General features: G+C 59.5%; 19 protein-coding genes. 18 read left to right on the plus strand and 1 reads right to left on the minus strand.

Going from position 1 to position 20,779, the window contains the following annotated elements; translation table 11 throughout:
• Positions 1–48 precede the first annotated feature (48 nt).
• The 8 genes from secE (at position 49) to rpoC (ending at position 12,187) form a co-directional block, all read left to right on the plus strand.
• Entirely contained in the window at positions 49–249 is a 201-nt protein-coding gene (secE, locus tag C5L12_RS22975; protein ID WP_105374389.1) for a preprotein translocase subunit SecE, read from the plus strand.
• 15 nt (positions 250–264) lie between these two features.
• Positions 265–795 carry a transcription termination/antitermination protein NusG gene (gene nusG, locus C5L12_RS22980; protein WP_105374390.1) on the plus strand — a complete coding sequence of 177 codons (531 nt, stop codon included), beginning with the start codon at positions 265–267 and terminating at the stop codon, positions 793–795.
• A gap of 177 nt (positions 796–972) precedes the next feature.
• Positions 973–1,404, plus strand: a complete 432-nt coding sequence (rplK, locus tag C5L12_RS22985; RefSeq protein WP_105374391.1) for a 50S ribosomal protein L11 — start codon at positions 973–975, stop codon at positions 1,402–1,404.
• 1 nt (position 1,405) lies between these two features.
• Positions 1,406–2,101: a 50S ribosomal protein L1 gene (gene rplA, locus C5L12_RS22990; protein WP_105374392.1), complete on the plus strand. Its 696-nt coding sequence runs from the start codon at positions 1,406–1,408 to the stop codon at positions 2,099–2,101.
• 338 nt (positions 2,102–2,439) lie between these two features.
• Complete coding sequence (gene rplJ / locus C5L12_RS22995; RefSeq protein WP_105374393.1) at positions 2,440–2,961, plus strand: 50S ribosomal protein L10; 522 nt, start codon at positions 2,440–2,442, stop codon at positions 2,959–2,961.
• Positions 2,962–3,018: 57 nt separating this feature from the next.
• Positions 3,019–3,399 (plus strand): 50S ribosomal protein L7/L12, encoded by a 381-nt coding sequence (rplL, locus tag C5L12_RS23000; RefSeq protein ID WP_105374394.1) that lies wholly within the window; start codon positions 3,019–3,021, stop codon positions 3,397–3,399.
• A gap of 253 nt (positions 3,400–3,652) precedes the next feature.
• Positions 3,653–7,792 (plus strand): DNA-directed RNA polymerase subunit beta, encoded by a 4,140-nt coding sequence (gene rpoB / locus C5L12_RS23005; protein WP_105374395.1) that lies wholly within the window; start codon positions 3,653–3,655, stop codon positions 7,790–7,792.
• 183 nt (positions 7,793–7,975) lie between these two features.
• A complete protein-coding gene (rpoC, locus tag C5L12_RS23010) occupies positions 7,976–12,187 on the plus strand; it encodes a DNA-directed RNA polymerase subunit beta' (protein ID WP_105374396.1) in 4,212 nt (1,403 codons plus the stop codon).
• 146 nt (positions 12,188–12,333) lie between these two features.
• On the opposite strand, the gene C5L12_RS23015 is transcribed toward rpoC, so the two are convergent.
• The gene (locus tag C5L12_RS23015; protein ID WP_105374397.1) at positions 12,334–12,627 is read right to left on the minus strand and encodes a transcriptional regulator; all 294 of its coding nucleotides are present in this window, start codon (positions 12,625–12,627) and stop codon (positions 12,334–12,336) included.
• 486 nt (positions 12,628–13,113) lie between these two features.
• On the opposite strand from C5L12_RS23015, the gene rpsL reads away from it, so the two are divergent.
• From rpsL to rpsS, 10 genes are all read left to right on the plus strand, one after another.
• Entirely contained in the window at positions 13,114–13,485 is a 372-nt protein-coding gene (gene rpsL, locus C5L12_RS23020) for a 30S ribosomal protein S12 (protein ID WP_003507760.1), read from the plus strand.
• An 85-nt stretch (positions 13,486–13,570) separates the two neighbouring features.
• Complete coding sequence (gene rpsG / locus C5L12_RS23025; RefSeq protein ID WP_037151038.1) at positions 13,571–14,041, plus strand: 30S ribosomal protein S7; 471 nt, start codon at positions 13,571–13,573, stop codon at positions 14,039–14,041.
• A gap of 33 nt (positions 14,042–14,074) precedes the next feature.
• Positions 14,075–16,174 carry an elongation factor G gene (gene fusA, locus C5L12_RS23030; RefSeq protein WP_105374398.1) on the plus strand — a complete coding sequence of 700 codons (2,100 nt, stop codon included), beginning with the start codon at positions 14,075–14,077 and terminating at the stop codon, positions 16,172–16,174.
• Between the two features lie 66 nt (positions 16,175–16,240).
• Positions 16,241–17,416 carry an elongation factor Tu gene (tuf, locus tag C5L12_RS23035; RefSeq protein WP_105374399.1) on the plus strand — a complete coding sequence of 392 codons (1,176 nt, stop codon included), beginning with the start codon at positions 16,241–16,243 and terminating at the stop codon, positions 17,414–17,416.
• A 305-nt stretch (positions 17,417–17,721) separates the two neighbouring features.
• Positions 17,722–18,030 (plus strand): 30S ribosomal protein S10, encoded by a 309-nt coding sequence (gene rpsJ / locus C5L12_RS23040; RefSeq protein ID WP_003547547.1) that lies wholly within the window; start codon positions 17,722–17,724, stop codon positions 18,028–18,030.
• Positions 18,031–18,067: 37 nt separating this feature from the next.
• The gene (gene rplC / locus C5L12_RS23045) at positions 18,068–18,709 is read left to right on the plus strand and encodes a 50S ribosomal protein L3 (protein ID WP_105374400.1); all 642 of its coding nucleotides are present in this window, start codon (positions 18,068–18,070) and stop codon (positions 18,707–18,709) included.
• A 14-nt stretch (positions 18,710–18,723) separates the two neighbouring features.
• Entirely contained in the window at positions 18,724–19,344 is a 621-nt protein-coding gene (rplD, locus tag C5L12_RS23050) for a 50S ribosomal protein L4 (protein ID WP_105374401.1), read from the plus strand.
• A complete protein-coding gene (locus C5L12_RS23055) occupies positions 19,341–19,634 on the plus strand; it encodes a 50S ribosomal protein L23 (protein WP_037151093.1) in 294 nt (97 codons plus the stop codon). The genes rplD and C5L12_RS23055 overlap by 4 nt, the downstream gene beginning before the upstream one ends.
• 11 nt (positions 19,635–19,645) lie before the next feature.
• A complete protein-coding gene (gene rplB / locus C5L12_RS23060) occupies positions 19,646–20,482 on the plus strand; it encodes a 50S ribosomal protein L2 (RefSeq protein WP_105374402.1) in 837 nt (278 codons plus the stop codon).
• Between the two features lie 18 nt (positions 20,483–20,500).
• Positions 20,501–20,779: a 30S ribosomal protein S19 gene (gene rpsS / locus C5L12_RS23065; protein ID WP_029620128.1), complete on the plus strand. Its 279-nt coding sequence runs from the start codon at positions 20,501–20,503 to the stop codon at positions 20,777–20,779.

Consider the following 20,779-nt stretch of genomic DNA (forward strand, 5'->3'; position numbering starts at 1 on the left):
GGGGCTGAGCGTGGTCAGCTTTACGTGCCGTAATTGCGTGGGCAATCGATGGCATCCAAAACCAATCCCGTCACGTTTCTGCGCCAGGTGCGCTCCGAGGCGTCGAAAATTCATTGGCCGTCTCGTCGCGAGACCATGATCTCTACGGCCATGGTGCTGGTGATGGTTGTTTTCGCTGCGCTGTTTTTCTTCGCTGCGGACCAGCTCCTGGGCTGGTTGTTACGTTTGGTACTGAACGTCAGCGTTTGATTCTGGAGAATAAAGATGGCGGCGCGCTGGTACATCGTCCACGCATATTCGAATTTTGAGAAGAAGGTTGCCGAGGACATCGAGAACAAGGCTCGCCAGAAGGGGCTTGAGCATTTGTTCGAGAAGATCCTCGTGCCGACCGAGAAGGTCGTAGAGGTTCGCCGGGGTCGCAAGGTCGATTCCGAGCGCAAGTTCTTCCCAGGTTACGTGCTTGTTCGTGCAAATCTCACGGACGAAGCCTATCACCTGATCAAGAACACTCCGAAGGTGACCGGCTTCCTCGGTTCCGACAACAAGCCGGTTCCGATCCCGGACTTTGAAGCCGAGCGCATTCTTGGCCAGGTTCAGGAGGGGGTCGAACGGCCGAAGTCCTCGATTACCTTTGAGATCGGCGAGCAGGTTCGCGTCTCGGATGGTCCTTTCGCTTCCTTCAACGGTACCGTGCAGGATGTCGACGAAGAGCGGTCCCGCCTTAAGGTGGAAGTTTCGATCTTTGGTCGTGCGACGCCGGTCGAGCTGGAATACGCACAGGTCGAAAAGGTCTGATGATCTTGAAAATGGGACCGGTCGCTGATGCGGCGGGTCTCGTGCGGCATTTGCCGCAACCGCGTGGGAGGGATGGTGCCTTAGCCGGGCATTTTGACCGAACCACGCAACCGCAGCCGCCGGCGAAGGCCGGCATGTCGGGCCGGGCGACCGGTCCATAACGAAAGGCAGAGAGAAATGGCTAAGAAAGTAGCAGGCCAGCTCAAGCTTCAGGTCAAGGCAGGATCGGCAAACCCGTCCCCGCCGATCGGCCCGGCGCTTGGTCAGCGTGGCATTAACATCATGGAATTCTGCAAAGCGTTCAATGCCGCGACGCAGGAAATGGAAAAGGGTATGCCGATCCCGGTCGTCATCACCTATTACCAGGACAAGTCTTTCACCTTCGCGATGAAGCAGCCGCCGGTCAGCTACTGGCTGAAGAAGGAAGCGAAGATCACCTCCGGTTCCAAGACGCCGGGCAAGGGCGCCAAGGCCGGTACTCTCACCAAGGCTCAGATCAAGTCGATCGCCGAAGCCAAGATGAAGGACCTGAACGCCGCGGATATCGAAGGCGCAATGGCCATGATCGAGGGCTCTGCCCGCGCCATGGGCCTGGAAGTGGTGGCGTAACATGGCAAAGCTTGCAAAGCGTATTCAGAAGATCCGCGAAGGCGTTGATCCGACCAAGCTGGTCGCCCTCAACGATGCCATCTCGATGGTCAAGGAACGTGCCGTCGCCAAGTTCGACGAAACGATCGAAATCGCCATGAACCTCGGCGTCGATCCGCGTCACGCTGACCAGATGGTCCGCGGCGTGGTCAATCTGCCGAACGGCACTGGTCGTGACGTTCGTGTTGCCGTTTTCGCACGTGGCGCCAAGGCTGACGAAGCCAAGGCTGCCGGTGCCGACATCGTTGGTGCGGAGGATCTCCTCGAGATCGTCCAGGGCGGCAAGATCGATTTCGATCGTTGCATCGCTACTCCGGACATGATGCCGCTCGTCGGCCGTCTCGGCAAGGTGCTCGGCCCCCGCGGCATGATGCCGAACCCGAAGGTCGGAACCGTCACCATGGACGTCACTGGCGCCGTGAAGGCTTCCAAGGGCGGCGCTGTCGAATTCCGCGTCGAAAAGGCTGGTATCGTTCACGCCGGCATCGGCAAGGCTTCCTTCGAAGCCAAGGCTCTTGAAGAAAACATCAAGGCCTTCGCTGACGCCGTCATCAAGGCCAAGCCGGCCGGCGCGAAGGGCAACTACGTCAAGCGCGTAGCGATTTCGTCGACCATGGGTCCGGGCGTCAAGATCGACCCGGCCACGGTTACGGCCTGACACGAATTTTCCGGCGCCTCAGGGCGTCGGAAAGACTGAATTCCGGTCCTTCGGGGCCGGGATTTCCGGAGAAATCCGGAATTCCTGTCCGAGATTGCAGGTGGCTTAGGCCTTAATTGCCTGCATGAGACGGGTAAGACCCGAGTCTTCATGAGACGCGAACGCGTCTTCGAGTTCGGTTCGAGCCTAGTGTGCCTTGTGCCTGTAGCCCGAAAGGCGACAGTGCGAGGGGACAGGATCCTCAAGCGTCGCTTGGGGTCCGATCAGAAGGATCCCTTGAGGCAAAGGCAAACCGATGGGGCTTGCAGGATTGCGGTCCCGTCAACTGGAGACAGACAGTGGAAAGAGCGGAAAAGCGCGAATTTGTCACGGAGCTGAACGAAGTCTTCAAGGCTTCCGGTTCGGTTGTCGTGGCCCACTATGCTGGTGTCACAGTTGCGCAGATGAACGATTTTCGTTCGAAGATGCGCGCTGCTGGCGGCACCGTCAAAGTCGCGAAAAACCGCCTGGCCAAGATCGCTCTTCAGGGTACGGAGTCGGAAGGGATGTCAAATCTCTTCAAGGGTCAGACGCTGATCGCATTCAGCGAAGACCCGGTCACGGCTCCGAAGGTCGTCATGGATTTCGCCAAGACCAACGACAAGATCGTTGTTCTCGGTGGTGCCATGGGTGCAACCACGCTCACTGCGGATGCGGTCAAGTCGCTTGCGACCCTGCCTTCGCTGGACGAGCTTCGCGGCAAGCTGCTGGGCCTCTTGAATGCCCCGGCTACCCGCGTCGCTACGGTTGTCGCCGCACCGGCAAGCCAGCTTGCCCGCGTGTTCGCGGCCTACGCCAAGAAGGACGAAGAAGCCGCTTAAGGTGGTTTTTTGCTGTTCAAATCAAACCAGATCGAACCGAATATAAGGAACTAGAAAATGGCTGATCTCGCAAAGATCGTTGAAGACCTCTCTGCTCTCACCGTCCTGGAAGCTGCTGAGCTTTCCAAGATGCTCGAAGAAAAGTGGGGCGTTTCTGCCGCTGCTCCGGTTGCTGTTGCTGCCGCCGGCGGCGCTGCTGGTGCTGCTGCTCCGGCCGAAGAAGAAAAGACCGAGTTCGACGTCATCCTGACGGATGCCGGCGCCAACAAGATCAACGTCATCAAGGAAGTCCGCGCCATCACCGGCCTCGGCCTCAAGGAAGCCAAGGACCTCGTCGAAGGCGCTCCGAAGGCTGTTAAGGAAGGCGTTTCCAAGGCTGAAGCTGCTGACCTCAAGAAGAAGCTTGAGGATGCCGGCGCTAAGGTCGACGTCAAGTAATACTGGAATGCGGTGGGAGAGGGACTATCTCTCTCCCACCGATTTCCTCCGAACATATTACCCAGGAACCGTCTGGCACGGTCCCTGGGTAATGGGTTCTCAAGAGGATGGTCCCAAACCGAACCGCTTTTAGGCAATCCGGCCGGCGCGTTTGGGAGACGGGACGAGATTGAGAATACCATGTCGACGGGAGATCGAATGGCCAGCGAATCCCGTCCGTTGCAGGCCCGGATGCAATTTTGAAGGAGCGACGATGGCTCAGACCCTTTCCTTTAATGGTCGTAGGCGCGTACGCAAGTTTTTTGGTAAAATCCCTGAAGTCACCGAGATGCCGAACCTTATCGAGGTTCAGAAGGCATCCTATGACCAGTTCTTGATGGTCGACGAACCGAAGGGCGGGCGCCCGGACGAAGGTCTGAACGCCGTCTTTAAGTCCGTCTTCCCGATCACCGATTTTTCCGGCGCCTCGATGCTGGAATTCGTGTCCTACGAATTCGAACCGCCGAAGTTCGACGTCGAGGAATGCCGTCAGCGCGATCTGACCTATGCGGCGCCTTTGAAGGTGACCCTGCGTCTCATCGTGTTTGATATCGACGAGGATACCGGCTCGAAGTCCATCAAGGACATCAAGGAACAATCCGTCTATATGGGCGACATGCCTTTGATGACCGACAACGGTACGTTCATCGTGAACGGTACCGAACGCGTGATCGTGTCCCAGATGCACCGCTCGCCGGGCGTCTTCTTCGACCACGACAAGGGCAAGAGCCATTCGTCGGGCAAGCTGCTTTTCGCCGCTCGCGTAATCCCGTATCGCGGTTCCTGGCTCGACATCGAGTTCGACGCCAAGGACATCGTCTATGCCCGTATCGACCGCCGCCGCAAGATTCCGGTATCTTCGCTGCTGATGGCGCTCGGGATGGACGGCGAAGACATTCTGTCGACCTTCTATTCCAAGTCCAACTACGAGCGCGATGGCGATGGCTGGCGGATTCCGTTCCAGCCGGAAACCCTCAAGGGTGCCAAGACCCTTTCCGACATGATCGACGCCGACACCGGCGAAGTGGTCGTCGAGTCGGGCAAGAAGCTGACCCCACGTCTGCTTCGGCAGCTGTCGGACAAGGGCCTCAAGGCGCTCAAGGCAACCAATGACGATCTCTACGGCAACTATCTCGCCGAAGACATCGTCAACATGGAAACCGGTGAGATTTATCTCGAAGCCGGCGACGAGATCGACGAGAAGACCCTGCCGGTCATCCTCAATGCCGGTTTCGACGAAATTCCGGTTCTCGGCATCGATCACATCAATGTCGGCGCCTATATCCGCAATACGCTCGCTGCCGACAAGAACGAGAACCGCCAGGACGCTCTCTTCGACATCTACCGCGTCATGCGCCCCGGTGAACCGCCGACCATGGAATCGGCAGAAGCCATGTTCAACTCGCTGTTCTTCGATGCGGAGCGTTACGACCTCTCCGCCGTCGGCCGCGTGAAGATGAACATGCGTCTCGATCTCGACGTTGCCGATACTGTCCGCACGTTGCGCAAGGACGACATCCTGGCCGTGGTCAAGATGCTTGTCGAACTGCGCGACGGCAAGGGTGAGATCGACGACATCGACAACCTCGGCAACCGCCGCGTCCGTTCGGTCGGCGAACTGATGGAAAACCAGTACCGTCTCGGTCTGCTCCGCATGGAGCGCGCGATCAAGGAACGTATGTCCTCGATCGAGATCGACACTGTCATGCCGCAGGACCTGATCAACGCGAAGCCGGCAGCTGCCGCCGTTCGCGAATTCTTCGGTTCCTCGCAGCTGTCGCAGTTCATGGACCAGGTGAACCCGCTCTCGGAAATCACCCACAAGCGCCGTCTTTCGGCCCTTGGCCCGGGTGGTCTGACCCGCGAGCGTGCCGGCTTCGAAGTCCGCGACGTTCATCCGACCCATTACGGCCGTATCTGCCCGATCGAGACGCCGGAAGGCCCGAACATCGGTCTGATCAATTCGCTTGCCACCTTCGCCCGCGTCAACAAGTACGGCTTCATCGAAAGCCCGTACCGCAAGATCGTGGACGGCAAGGTGACCAACGACGTGCTTTACCTCTCCGCCATGGAAGAGGCGAAGTATTATGTCGCCCAGGCGAATGCCGAACTGGATAAGAACGGTTCGTTCGTAGAAGAGTTCGTGGTCTGCCGTCATGCGGGCGAAGTGATGCTGTCGCCGCGCGACACCATCAACCTGATGGACGTCTCGCCGAAGCAGCTCGTTTCGGTTGCAGCCGCGCTGATCCCGTTCCTGGAAAACGACGACGCCAACCGCGCCCTCATGGGCTCGAACATGCAGCGTCAGGCCGTGCCACTGGTACGCGCCGAAGCGCCGTTTGTCGGCACGGGCATGGAACCGGTCGTTGCTCGCGACTCCGGTGCCGCTATTGCTGCCCGCCGTGGCGGCGTGGTCGACCAGGTCGATGCGACCCGTATCGTTATCCGCGCGACCGAAGACCTCGATCCGTCGAAGTCGGGTGTCGATATCTATCGTCTGCAGAAGTTCCAGCGTTCGAACCAGAACACCTGCGTCAACCAGCGTCCGCTGGTCGCCGTCGGTGACATCCTGAACAAGGGCGACATCATTGCCGACGGTCCGTCGACGGACCTGGGCGACCTGGCGCTCGGCCGCAACGCGCTCGTCGCGTTCATGCCCTGGAACGGCTACAACTACGAAGACTCGATCCTGCTCTCCGAACGCATCGTGTCGGACGACGTGTTCACCTCCATCCACATCGAAGAATTCGAAGTGATGGCGCGTGACACCAAGCTTGGTCCGGAAGAAATCACGCGCGACATTCCGAACGTTTCGGAAGAAGCGCTGAAGAATCTCGACGAAGCCGGCATCGTCTACATCGGCGCCGAAGTCCAGCCGGGCGACATCCTCGTCGGCAAGATCACCCCGAAGGGCGAAAGCCCGATGACGCCGGAAGAAAAGCTTCTGCGCGCCATCTTCGGTGAAAAGGCCTCCGACGTTCGCGACACTTCCATGCGCATGCCTCCGGGCACGTTCGGCACGGTCGTGGAAGTCCGAGTCTTCAACCGTCACGGTGTGGAGAAGGACGAACGCGCCATGGCGATCGAGCGTGAGGAAATCGAGCGCCTCGCCAAGGACCGCGACGACGAACAGGCAATCCTCGACCGCAACGTCTATGGCCGTCTGACGGACATGCTGCGCGGCCAGATGTCGGTTGCCGGTCCAAAGGGCTTCAAGAAGGGCATCGAGCTCACCAACGCCGTCATCTCCGAATATCCCCGCTCGCAGTGGTGGATGTTCGCAGTCGAGGACGAAAAGGTGCAGGGCGAAATCGAAGCGCTCCGCGGCCAGTACGACGAATCCAAGTCGCGCCTTGAACAGCGCTTCATGGACAAGGTCGAAAAGGTCCAGCGCGGCGATGAAATGCCTCCGGGCGTCATGAAGATGGTCAAGGTCTTCGTCGCTGTGAAGCGCAAGATCCAGCCGGGCGACAAGATGGCCGGCCGTCACGGCAACAAGGGTGTCGTATCGCGCATCGTGCCGGTCGAGGACATGCCGTTCCTCGAAGACGGTACGCATGTCGATATCGTCCTGAACCCGCTCGGCGTGCCTTCGCGCATGAACGTCGGTCAGATTCTTGAGACGCATCTTGCATGGGCTTGCGCCGGTATGGGCAAGCGCATCGGTCAGATGCTCGAAGAATACAAGAAGTCGAGCGACATTACGGACCTCAAGCGCGAGCTGAGAGACGTCTACGAGAGCATGGCGAATGACGAAGTCGCGAACTTCGACGACGAGTCTCTCGTCCGTCTCGCCGAGCAGTCGAAGCGCGGTGTTTCGATCGCGACGCCGGTCTTTGACGGCGCTCACGAGCCGGATGTGGCTTCCATGCTGAAGAAGGCTGGTCTCGATCCGTCGGGTCAGTCGGTCCTGTACGATGGCCGTACCGGTGAAGCCTTCGACCGTAAGGTCACCGTCGGCTACATGTACATGATCAAGCTGAACCACCTCGTGGACGACAAGATCCACGCCCGTTCGATCGGTCCGTACTCGCTCGTCACTCAGCAGCCGCTGGGCGGCAAGGCGCAGTTCGGCGGCCAGCGCTTCGGCGAAATGGAGGTCTGGGCACTGGAAGCTTACGGCGCCGCCTACACGCTGCAGGAAATGCTGACCGTGAAGTCGGACGACGTGGCGGGTCGTACAAAGGTCTACGAGGCGATCGTCCGTGGTGACGACACGTTCGAGGCCGGCATTCCGGAGAGCTTCAACGTTCTCGTCAAGGAAATGCGCTCGCTGGGTCTCTCGGTCGAACTCGAAAACTCGAAGATCGAGGCGGGCGAGGGCGGCCAGCAACTGCCTGACGCTGCAGAATAATCTAGGAAAAGGCGCGCGCCCGACGATGGCGCGCGCCGCTCCCGCCGCCGGCTTGCCGGCCGTGTCGGGGAACTTTCGCCGCATTTCGCGGCTATGACCGTTTTAGAGCATCGGACTGTCCGCCCGGGAATCTGGACCGTACCGATCGCAAGCCAAGGGCTTCCGCCCCTAAAGGAGATAGGCATGAACCAAGAGGTCATGAATCTTTTCAATCCGCAGGTGCCTGCACAGCACTTTGACTCGATCCGTATCTCGATCGCGTCCCCGGAGAAGATTCTCTCCTGGTCCTACGGTGAAATCAAAAAGCCGGAGACCATTAACTACCGCACGTTCAAGCCTGAACGCGACGGCCTCTTCTGCGCGCGCATCTTCGGGCCGATCAAGGACTACGAGTGCCTTTGCGGCAAGTACAAGCGCATGAAGTACAAGGGCATCATCTGCGAAAAGTGCGGCGTTGAAGTGACGCTGTCGCGCGTTCGCCGTGAGCGCATGGGCCATATCGAGCTCGCCGCTCCCGTTGCCCATATCTGGTTCCTGAAGTCGCTGCCGTCCCGCATCGCCACCCTTCTCGACATGACGCTGAAGGATGTCGAGCGTGTTCTCTATTTCGAGAACTACATCGTGACCGAGCCGGGCCTGACCGCGCTGAAGGAAAACCAGCTTCTTTCCGAAGAAGAATACATGATCGCTGTCGACGAATACGGCGAAGATCAGTTCACGGCGATGATCGGCGCCGAGGCCATCTATGAGATGCTTGCATCCATGAACCTCGAGAAGATCGCCGGCGACTTGCGTTCGGAGCTTGCCGACACCACGTCGGATCTCAAGCAGAAGAAGCTGATGAAGCGTCTGAAGATCGTCGAGAACTTCATCGAATCCGGCAACCGCCCGGAATGGATGATCATGAAGGTCGTTCCGGTCATCCCGCCGGACCTGCGTCCGCTGGTGCCGCTGGACGGCGGCCGTTTCGCGACGTCCGATCTGAACGATCTCTATCGCCGCGTCATCAACCGTAACAACCGTCTGAAGCGCCTGATCGAACTGCGCGCTCCCGGCATCATCATCCGCAACGAAAAGCGCATGCTGCAGGAATCTGTCGATGCGCTGTTCGACAACGGTCGTCGTGGCCGCGTCATCACCGGCGCCAACAAGCGTCCGCTGAAGTCGCTGTCCGACATGCTGAAGGGCAAGCAGGGCCGCTTCCGCCAGAACCTGCTCGGCAAGCGCGTCGACTATTCCGGCCGTTCGGTCATCGTGACCGGTCCGGAACTGAAGCTGCACCAGTGCGGCCTGCCGAAGAAGATGGCGCTCGAACTGTTCAAGCCGTTCATCTATGCCCGCCTCGACGCCAAGGGTTACTCCTCGACCGTCAAGCAGGCCAAGAAGCTGGTTGAAAAGGAAAAGCCGGAAGTCTGGGATATCCTCGACGAGGTCATCCGCGAACATCCGGTTCTCCTGAACCGCGCACCGACGCTGCACCGCCTGGGCATCCAGGCCTTCGAACCGATCCTGGTCGAAGGCAAGGCGATCCAGCTGCACCCGCTCGTCTGCACGGCCTTCAACGCCGACTTCGACGGCGATCAGATGGCCGTTCACGTGCCGCTGTCGCTCGAAGCCCAGCTTGAAGCCCGCGTGCTGATGATGTCGACGAACAACATCCTGCATCCGGCCAACGGCGCGCCGATCATCGTTCCTTCACAGGACATGGTTCTCGGCCTCTACTACCTCTCGATCATGAACCAGAACGAGCCGGGCGAAGGCATGGTTTTCTCCGACATGGGCGAACTGCACCATGCGCTGGAAAACAAGGTCGTCACCCTGCATGCCAAGATCCGCGGTCGCTTCAAGACCGTGGATGCCGAAGGCAAGCCGGTTTCCAAGATCTATGAAACGACCCCCGGCCGCATGATCATCGGCGAACTGCTGCCGAAGAACGTCAACGTGCCCTTCGACATCTGCAATCAGGAAATGACCAAGAAGAACATCTCCAAGATGATCGACACGGTCTACCGTCACTGCGGCCAGAAGGACACGGTCATTTTCTGCGACCGCATCATGCAGCTCGGCTTCACCCATGCCTGCCGCGCCGGCATTTCGTTCGGCAAGGACGACATGATCATCCCGGAAACCAAGGCAAAGATCGTCGGTGACACCGAAACCTTGGTGAAGGAATACGAGCAGCAGTACAACGACGGCCTGATCACCCAGGGCGAGAAGTACAACAAGGTCGTCGACGCCTGGGGTAAGGCCACCGAGAAGGTCGCTGAAGACATGATGGCCCGCATCAAGGCCGTCGAATTCGACCCGGAAACCGGTCGCCAGAAGCAGATGAACGCCATCTACATGATGTCGCACTCGGGTGCCCGTGGTTCTCCAAACCAGATGCGCCAGCTGGGCGGCATGCGCGGCCTGATGGCCAAGCCGTCGGGCGAGATCATCGAAACGCCGATCATCTCGAACTTCAAGGAAGGCCTGACCGTTAACGAGTACTTCAACTCGACTCACGGTGCCCGTAAGGGTCTCGCAGATACCGCCTTGAAGACCGCGAACTCCGGTTACCTGACCCGCCGTCTCGTCGACGTGGCGCAGGACTGCATCGTCAACATGGTCGATTGCGGTACCGAAGCCGGTCTCACCATGACGGCGATCGTTGACGCCGGCCAGGTCGTGGCTTCGATCGGTGCCCGCGTTCTCGGCCGTACCGCACTTGACGATATTGATCATCCGGTCACGGGTGCCCGTATCGTCGATGCCGGCAAGATGATCCTCGAGCCGGATGTCATCGAGATCGAAAAGGCTGGTATCCAGTCGATCCGAATCCGTTCGGCACTGACCTGCGAAGTCCAGACGGGCGTCTGCTCGGTCTGCTACGGCCGAGATCTGGCCCGTGGTACTCCGGTCAACATGGGCGAAGCCGTCGGCGTCATCGCGGCTCAGTCGATCGGCGAGCCGGGCACTCAGCTCACCATGCGTACCTTCCACCTGGGCGGTACGGCAAACGTGGTCGATCAGTCGTTCCTGGAAGCTTCGTACGAAGGCACGATCCAGATCAAGAACCGCAACATGTTGCGGAACTCCGAAGGCGTTCTCGTCGCGATGGGCCGCAACATGGCGGTCACCATTCTCGACGAGCGCGGCGTCGAGCGTTCCTCGCAGCGCGTCGCTTACGGTTCAAAGCTGTTCGTGGATGACGGCGACAAGGTTCGTCGCGGTCAGCGTCTGGCGGAGTGGGACCCCTATACACGCCCGATGATGACGGAAGTGGAAGGTACGGTTCAGTTCGAAGACGTGATCGACTCGATCTCGGTTTCGGAATCCACCGACGAATCCACCGGCATCACCAAGCGCCAGGTTATCGACTGGCGTTCGACGCCGCGCGGTACGGACCTGAAGCCTGCGATCGTCATCAAGGACGCGTCCGGCAACATCATGAAGCTGGCCCGCGGTGGCGAAGCCCGCTTCAACCTTTCGGTCGACGCCATTCTGTCGGTCGAGCCGGGCGCCAAGGTCTCCCAGGGCGACGTTCTTGCCCGTGTGCCGATGGAAAGCGCCAAGACCAAGGACATCACCGGTGGTCTGCCGCGCGTCGCCGAGCTCTTCGAAGCCCGTCGTCCGAAGGATCACGCCATCATCGCTGAGATCGATGGTACGATCCGTCTCGGCCGCGACTACAAGAACAAGCGTCGCGTCATGATCGAGCCGGCGGAAGACGGTGTCGAACCGGTCGAATACCTGATTCCGAAGGGCAAGCCCTTCCACCTTCAGGAAGGTGACTACATCGAGAAGGGCGACTACATCCTCGACGGCAATCCCGCGCCGCACGACATCCTGGCCATCAAGGGCGTGGAGGCTCTGGCTTCCTACCTCGTGAACGAAATCCAGGAAGTCTACCGACTGCAGGGCGTTGTGATCAACGACAAGCACATCGAGGTGATCGTCCGCCAGATGCTGCAGAAGGTCGAGATCACCGATGCCGGCGACAGCCAGTACATCGTGGGTGACAATGTCGACCGGATCGAGCTGGAAGATGCCAACGAGCGTCTTGCCGAAGAAGGCAAGAAGCCCGCTTACGGCGAGCCGGTTCTGCTCGGTATCACCAAGGCATCGCTGCAGACGCCGTCCTTCATCTCGGCCGCATCCTTCCAGGAAACCACCAAGGTTCTCACGGAAGCTGCGATCGCCGGCAAGATGGACACGCTGCAGGGGCTCAAGGAGAACGTCATCGTCGGCCGTCTCATCCCGGCCGGTACGGGCGGCACCATGACCCAGATCCGCCGCATCGCCACCTCGCGCGACGACCTCATTATCGAGGAGCGCAAGAAGGGCACCGGCGCATCGGCGGCAACGCCGATGCTTCAGGACCTGGCAGGCGAAAACGCTCCGGCTGCGGAATAACGGCGGGGTAGGGCGCTCGGTTCGGGCGCTCGCCTTTTCGAAAAAACGAATAAGAAAACGCCCGGAGGACATCCGGGCGTTTTTGTTGGGTTCTCCGCCTGCAGCTGGTAGATCGGCGGATGTTCGCCGTTGGCCGGTTGCCTCTGTTAATCGAAGCGTATGATCGCCACTTCGCCCTCGAGCGCCCCCTGGTAGGCCGAAGCATGTGGTTCCTCGGTGGGTTCGTCGGTGAGAACGCCGATCTGATCGAGATCCGCTTCCAGGAAGCCTTCTTCCGAGAGGGCGTTGAGTGCTTCGCGGACGGCCGAATCGTCGTCTGGCGCGCGAAGCATGATGTGAAGCTCGACGCCTTCGCCGCCTTTCACCTCGTAGCCCTTGCCGATGATGATGAACACCATCGGCGCATCGAGCCTGTTGTCATTGTCGGGCGTGCTGATCATCATTGTCTCCGCGGCTTGGTTCCCAATTACGTCCAAGACAGAAGCCGGACGGAAAGTTCCCCCTCTGTTTAGTCGATTGCCGGCGATTCCCAAATATTAATGCATGGCGCGACAAAAAATTGTAAAACAGGGCAGCTCGCGTCCGGTTCGGGGCCGGAACCCCGGTTTTTGGGCATTATTTTCGGTGCGGCCCTTGACGGGCAGGGGGGAAAACAGTAAACGCCCCGCATCGGAAGCGATGTGAGGCTTGTCCGTCCGGGATGACTCGTTCCGGAGTTTGGCCTCAAACACGGTTCCATACGCACGTTGAAGACACGAATGCTGCACGCATGACGCATGAGGAATGCGTCCTCTGCCTTTTGTGGTCCATCCGGAAAAGCGGATCGGGCCACGTTTTGCGCATGAGGAGATGTGTGTGTCGTCGCCGGAAACGGCATCAGAATGGCCCGCAAGGGCTTGGAAGAAGATTTTGCAAGGGATGGTTATATGCCTACCGTAAACCAGCTGATCCGCAAGCCGCGTCAGGCACAGGTAAAGCGCAACAAGGTTCCTGCTCTGCAGGAAAACCCGCAGAAGCGCGGCGTTTGCACCCGCGTTTATACGACGACCCCGAAGAAGCCGAACTCGGCTTTGCGTAAGGTCGCCAAGATCCGCCTGACCAACGGCTTCGAAGTCATCGGCTACATCCCGGGTGAAGGTCACAACCTTCAGGAACACTCGGTTGTGATGATCCGTGGCGGCCGCGTAAAGGACTTGCCGGGCGTTCGTTATCACATCATCCGCGGCGTTCTCGACACCCAGGGCGTCAAGAACCGCAAGCAGCGCCGTTCGAAGTACGGTGCAAAGCGTCCGAAGTAATCCTTCGGATTTCATCCTATCCGGCGCTGCGCGAGGTTCTCCGCGTGATAAAGCGCCAGCAACATTTTAAGAGACGAGAAGAAGTATGTCCCGACGCCATCGTGCAGAAAAGCGTGAGATCAACCCGGACCCGAAGTTCGGTGATCTCGTCGTCACGAAGTTCATGAATGCGATCATGCTCCACGGCAAGAAGTCCGTGGCTGAAAACATTGTCTATGGCGCGTTCGACGCCGTGCAGGGCAAGTCCAAGGCCGACCCGCTGGGTATCTTCCATCAGGCGCTCGACAACGTCGCGCCGCATGTCGAAGTTCGCTCGCGCCGTGTTGGTGGTGCAACCTACCAGGTTCCGGTCGACGTTCGTCCGGAGCGCCGTCAGGCTCTCGCGATCCGCTGGGTGATCGCTGCTGCTCGCAAGCGTAACGAAACGACCATGGTCGATCGTCTTTCCGGTGAACTTATGGATGCCGCAAACAATCGCGGCAGCGCCGTCAAGAAGCGTGAAGACACGCACAAGATGGCCGACGCAAACCGCGCGTTCTCGCATTACCGTTGGTAATCTTCACCCGATCGAATTTCGAAAGGCAGTCCTATGGCTCGCGAATATAAAATCGAAGACTACCGCAATTTCGGTATCATGGCGCACATCGACGCCGGCAAGACGACGACCACCGAGCGTATCCTTTATTACACCGGCAAGTCGCACAAGATCGGTGAAGTTCACGATGGCGCGGCCACCATGGACTGGATGGAGCAGGAGCAGGAACGCGGCATCACCATCACGTCCGCTGCCACCACGACCTTCTGGAAGGGCCGTGACGGCAAGATGCGCCGCTTCAACATCATCGACACCCCCGGCCACGTCGACTTCACGATCGAAGTCGAGCGTTCGCTGCGCGTGCTCGACGGTGCGGTCGCTCTCCTCGACGCCAACGCAGGTGTCGAGCCGCAGACGGAAACTGTCTGGCGCCAGGCCGACAAGTACAACGTCCCGCGGATGATCTTCTGCAACAAGATGGACAAGACCGGCGCAGACTTCTACCGCTCCGTCGAGATGATCAAGACCCGCCTCGGTGCGACTGCTGTCGTCTGCCAGCTGCCGATCGGCGCTGAAACCGAATTCAAGGGCGTTGTCGACCTCATCGAGATGAACGCTCTCGTCTGGCGTGATGAATCGCTCGGCGCCCAGTGGGACGTCGTCGAGATTCCGGAAGATCTGAAGGCACGCGCCGAAGAATTCCGCGAAAAGATGATCGAAACCGTCGTCGAAATCGACGAGCAAGCCATGGAAGACTATCTGAACGGCATCATGCCGGACAACGATAAGATCCGTGCGCTCATCCGTCGCGGCACGATCGACGTCAAGTTCTTCCCGATGTTCTGCGGCTCCGCCTTCAAGAACAAGGGCGTTCAGCCGCTCCTCGACGCCGTTGTCGAATTCCTGCCGTCCCCGGCAGACATTCCGGCGATCAAGGGCATCGACGTCAAGACCGAAGCCGAAATCGACCGCCATGCCGACGACAACGAGCCTCTTTCGATGCTCGCGTTCAAGATCATGAACGACCCCTTCGTCGGTTCGCTCACCTTCTGCCGTATCTACTCGGGCAAGCTCGAAAAGGGCTCGTCGCTGATGAACACGGTCAAGGAAAAGCGCGAGCGCGTCGGCCGTATGCTGCAGATGCACTCGAACTCCCGCGAAGACATCGAAGAAGCTTTCGCCGGCGACATCGTTGCTCTCGCAGGCCTCAAGGAAACCACCACGGGCGATACGCTTTGCGATCCGCTGAAGCCGGTTATCCTGGAGCGTATGGAATTCCCCGAGCCGGTCATTCAGATCGCCATCGAGCCGAAGTCCAAGGGCGACCAGGAAAAGATGGGCCTCGCGCTCAACCGTCTGGCTGCCGAGGATCCGTCCTTCCGCGTCAAGACCGACGAAGAGTCCGGCCAGACCATCATCGCCGGCATGGGCGAACTTCACCTCGACATTCTCGTCGACCGTATGCGTCGCGAGTTCAAGGTGGAAGCGACTGTTGGTGCTCCGCAGGTTGCTTATCGTGAAACCATCACGAAGAAGCACGAAGAGGACTACACCCACAAGAAGCAGTCCGGTGGTACCGGTCAGTTCGCCCGCGTCAAGCTGGTGTTCGAACCGAACCCGGACGGCGACGATTTCGTCTTCGAATCCAAGATCGTCGGCGGTGCTGTTCCGAAGGAATACATCCCGGGCGTTCAGAAGGGTATCGAAAGCGTCCTGTCGTCTGGTCCGCTGGCAGGCTTCCCGATGCTGGGCGTCAAGGCGACCCTCATCGACGGCGCCTTCCACGATGTCGACTCCTCGGTTCTCGCGTTCGAAATCGCTTCCCGCGCCTGCTTCCGTGAAGCAGCCAAGAAGGCCGGCGCTCAGCTCCTCGAGCCGATGATGAAGGTCGAAGTCGTAACGCCGGAAGATTACGTCGGTGACGTGATCGGTGACCTGAACTCCCGCCGTGGCCAGATCCAGGGCCAGGAATCGCGCGGCATTGCCGTTGTGATCAACGCCCACGTGCCGCTGGCGAACATGTTCAAGTACGTCGACAACCTGCGCTCCATGAGCCAAGGCCGCGCCCAGTACTCGATGACCTTCGATCACTATGCGCCGGTCCCGACGAACGTCGCGAATGAAATTCAGGCCAAGTACTCCGGTCAGAAGTGACCGGAGTAATCCGCCCTATCAAATGAGAGAATAACCCCTGACGGGGACAAGAACGGAGAGCCGGAAATGGCAAAGAGCAAGTTTGAGCGCAACAAGCCTCACGTCAACATTGGCACGATCGGTCACGTTGACCATGGCAAGACGTCGCTGACGGCCGCGATCACGAAGTATTTCGGCGAATACAAGGCCTATGACCAGATCGACGCGGCTCCTGAAGAAAAGGCCCGTGGCATCACCATTTCGACGGCGCACGTCGAATACGAGACGCCGAACCGCCACTATGCGCACGTCGACTGCCCCGGCCACGCCGACTATGTGAAGAACATGATCACCGGTGCGGCGCAGATGGACGGCGCGATCCTGGTTTGCTCGGCCGCCGACGGCCCGATGCCGCAGACCCGCGAGCACATCCTGCTTGCCCGTCAGGTTGGCGTTCCGGCGATCGTTGTGTTTTTGAACAAGGTCGACCAGGTTGACGACGCCGAGCTTCTCGAGCTCGTCGAACTGGAAGTGCGCGAACTCCTGTCGTCCTACGACTTCCCGGGCGACGACATTCCGATCATCAAGGGTTCGGCGCTTGCTGCTCTTGAAGATTCGGACAAGAAGATCGGCGAAGACGCGATCCGCGAGCTGATGGCAGCGGTTGACGCCTACATCCCGACGCCTGAGCGTCCGATCGACCAGCCGTTCCTGATGCCGATCGAAGACGTGTTCTCGATCTCGGGTCGTGGTACGGTCGTGACCGGCCGCGTCGAGCGTGGCATCGTCAAGGTTGGCGAAGAAGTCGAGATCGTCGGCATCCGCCCGACCTCGAAGACGACGGTGACCGGCGTTGAAATGTTCCGCAAGCTGCTCGACCAGGGCCAGGCCGGCGACAACATCGGCGCGCTGATCCGCGGTGTGAACCGTGACGGCGTCGAGCGTGGCCAGATTCTGTGCAAGCCGGGTTCGGTCAAGCCGCACAAGAAGTTCAAGGCCGAAGCCTACATCCTGACGAAGGAAGAAGGCGGCCGTCATACGCCGTTCTTCACCAACTACCGTCCGCAGTTCTACTTCCGCACGACGGACGTGACGGGCATCGTGACGCTGCCGGAAGGCACGGAAATGGTCATGCCTGGCGACAACGTCACCGTTGACGTCGAGCTGATCGTGCCGATCGCGATGGAAGAAAAGCTGCGCTTCGCCATCCGCGAAGGCGGCCGCACCGTCGGCGCCGGCATCGTCGCTTCCATCATCGAGTAAGCGATGATGGGGCCGGTGCAGACCAGATCTGCGCCGGATGCATGAATTCTTTTAAGCAAGCGGCCGTTTAGCCGCTTGCTTATGACATAAAAATGTAGCAAATGGCGCGCGAGCGCGATTTGCCCCTGCTTCGCTATCGGGGCAGCAATCAAAATATAAGGTGGGTCGAAAGGCCCGGAGAGTGGAAAGGGATACCGGCTCGGTGTCCCCTTCGATCTTTGAAACCGGTGGTCCGCCTTAGGAAAAAGAACAAACCCGTGCCTTTCGTTCGGCACGTGGATAACAGACAACAAGGATAACGTCGAATGAACGGCCAAAATATCCGCATTCGCCTGAAGGCGTTCGATCACCGGATTCTCGATGCTTCCACGCGCGAGATCGTGTCGACGGCGAAGCGCACCGGTGCTAGCGTCCGGGGCCCCGTTCCGCTTCCGACCCGCATCGAGAAGTTTACGGTTAACCGGTCCCCCCACATCGACAAGAAGAGCCGCGAGCAGTTCGAGATGCGCACCCACAAGCGCCTTCTCGATATCGTTGACCCGACACCGCAGACGGTAGACGCGCTGATGAAGCTCGATCTCGCCGCTGGTGTCGATGTTGAGATCAAGCTCTGAGACTTCGGTTTCAGACTGAGTGAGAAGGATTGAACCGATGCGTTCGGGTGTAATTGCACAGAAGGTGGGAATGACCCGCGTCTACAACGACGCCGGCGAGCATATCCCGGTAACCGTATTGCGGCTGGAGAACTGCCAGGTCGTCGCACACCGCACCGTTGAGAAGAATGGCTACACCGCCGTTCAGCTCGGTGCCGGCACGGCGAAGGTAAAGAACACCTCCAAGGCAATGCGCGGCAACTTTGCCGTCGCAAATGTCGAGCCAAAGGCGAAGCTCGTCGAGTTTCGCGTTTCCGAAGACAACATGATCGATGTCGGCACTGAGCTGAAGGCCGATCATTTCACGGCCGGTCAGCTGGTGGACGTCACCGGTACCTCGATTGGTAAGGGTTTTGCCGGCGCCATGAAGCGTCACAACTTTGGTGGTCTGCGCGCCACACACGGTGTGTCCGTTTCGCACCGTTCGCATGGTTCGACTGGTAACAACCAGGATCCGGGCAAGGTCTGGAAGGGCAAGCGCATGGCTGGTCATATGGGCCAGACGCGTGTCACCACCCAGAACCTCGAGATCGTCTCCACCGACGAGAACCGTGGCCTGATCCTCGTCAAGGGCGCCGTACCCGGCTCCAAGGGCGCTTGGATCGTCGTTCGCGACGCCGTCAAGTCGGCCGCGAAGTAAGGGAGCCAGCTACAATGGAATACAACGTCAAGACCCTCGAGGGAAAAGACGCCGGCAAGGTCTCCCTGTCGGACGAGATTTTCGGCCTCGATCCCCGCGAAGACATTCTGGCCCGCATGGTTCGTTGGCAGCTCGCCAAGAAGCAGCAGGGCAGCCACAAGACCAAGAGCCGTTCGGAAGTTTCCCGCACCGGTGCGAAGATGTACAAGCAGAAGGGTACGGGCCGCGCTCGTCACCATTCGGCCCGTGCTCCGCAGTTCCGTGGCGGTGGCCGTGCTCATGGTCCGGTCGTCCGCAGCCATGAGCATGATCTTCCGAAGAAGGTCCGCGCTCTCGCCCTGCGTCACGCCCTGTCTGCCAAGATGAAGTCGGAAGACCTCATCATTGTCGACAACCTGGTGGCCGCTGAAGCGAAGACCAAGGCTCTGGCCGGCTCCTTCGCCGAACTCGGTTTCACCAACGCGCTGTTCATCGGCGGCGCCGAGCTCGACAACAACTTCAAGCTCGCCGCTCAGAACATCCCGAACGTCGATGTTCTGCCGGTTCAGGGCATCAATGTTTACGACATCTTGCGCCGCGGCAAGCTCGTGCTTTCCAAGGCTGCGGTAGAAGCTCTGGAGGAGCGGTTCAAATGACGGATCTTCGCCACTATGATGTGATCGTCTCGCCGGCGATCACCGAAAAGTCGACGCTGGCATCCGAGCAGAACCAGGTCGTCTTCAACGTTGCCAAGACTGCTTCCAAGCCGGAGATCAAGGCTGCCGTAGAGGCGCTGTTCGGCGTGAAGGTCACGGCCGTCAACACGCTTGTCCGCAAGGGCAAGGTGAAGCGGTTCCGCGGCTTCATCGGCAAGCAGAAGGACGTAAAGAAGGCTGTCGTGACCCTGGCCGAAGGTCAGACGATCGACGTCTCCACCGGTCTCTGAGGTATAAGATAATGGCATTGAAAAGCTTCAACCCGACGACCCCGAGCCAGCGTCAGCTGGTCATCGTCGACCGGTCCGGCCTTTGGAAGGGCAAGCCTGTCAAGACGCTGACGGAAGGTCTCTCCAAGAGTGGCGGCCGTAACAACCTCGGTCGCATCACCGCCCGCTTCATCGGCGGCGGTCACAAGCGTACTTACCGCCTGGTCGACTTCAAGCGTCGCAAGTTCGACGTCGAAGGCACGGTCGAGCGTCTGGAATACGACCCGAACCGCACCGCGTTCATCGCGCTCGTCAAGTACGAGGACGGCGAATTGGCCTACATCCTCGCACCGCAGCGCCTTGCTGCGGGCGACAAGGTCATCGCATCCGACAAGGCTGTCGACGTAAAGCCGGGCAACACCATGCCGCTGCAGTACATCCCGGTCGGCTCGATCGTTCACAACGTCGAAATGAAGCCGGGCAAGGGCGGTCAGATCGCCCGTTCGGCAGGCACCTACGTGCAGCTCGTCGGCCGCGATGCCGGCATGGCGATCCTCCGCCTGAACTCGGGTGAACAGCGCCTGGTGCCGGGCTCGTGCCTTGCAACCGTCGGCGCCGTTTCCAACCCGGACCACGGCAACATCAACGACGGCAAGGCTGGTCGCACCGTCTGGCGCGGCAAGCGTCCGCATAACCGCGGCGTCGTCATGAACCCGGTCGACCATCCGCACGGCGGTGGTGAAGGCCGCACCTCCGGTGGCCGTCATCCGGTCACCCCGTGGGGCAAGCCGACCAAGGGCAAGCGCACTCGTTCGAACAAGTCCACCGACAAGTTCATTATGCGCTCCCGCCACGACCGTAAGAAGTAAGAGAAGGGAAGTCGTTCAATGGCTCGTTCAGTATGGAAAGGTCCGTTTGTTGACGGCTATCTTCTCAAGAAGGCTGAGAAGGTACGTGAAGGCGGACGCAGTGAAGTGATCAAGATGTGGAGCCGTCGCTCCACGATCTTGCCGCAGTTCGTTGGTTTGACGTTTGGCGTCTACAACGGCTCGAAGCACATTCCGGTCAGCGTCAACGAAGACATGGTCGGACACAAGTTCGGTGAATTCGCTCCCACCCGTACCTATTACGGTCACGGCGCGGACAAGAAGGCGAAGAGGAAGTAA

This window comes from Neorhizobium huautlense (assembly GCF_002968575.1).
GTDB classification, from domain to species: domain Bacteria; phylum Pseudomonadota; class Alphaproteobacteria; order Rhizobiales; family Rhizobiaceae; genus Neorhizobium; species Neorhizobium huautlense.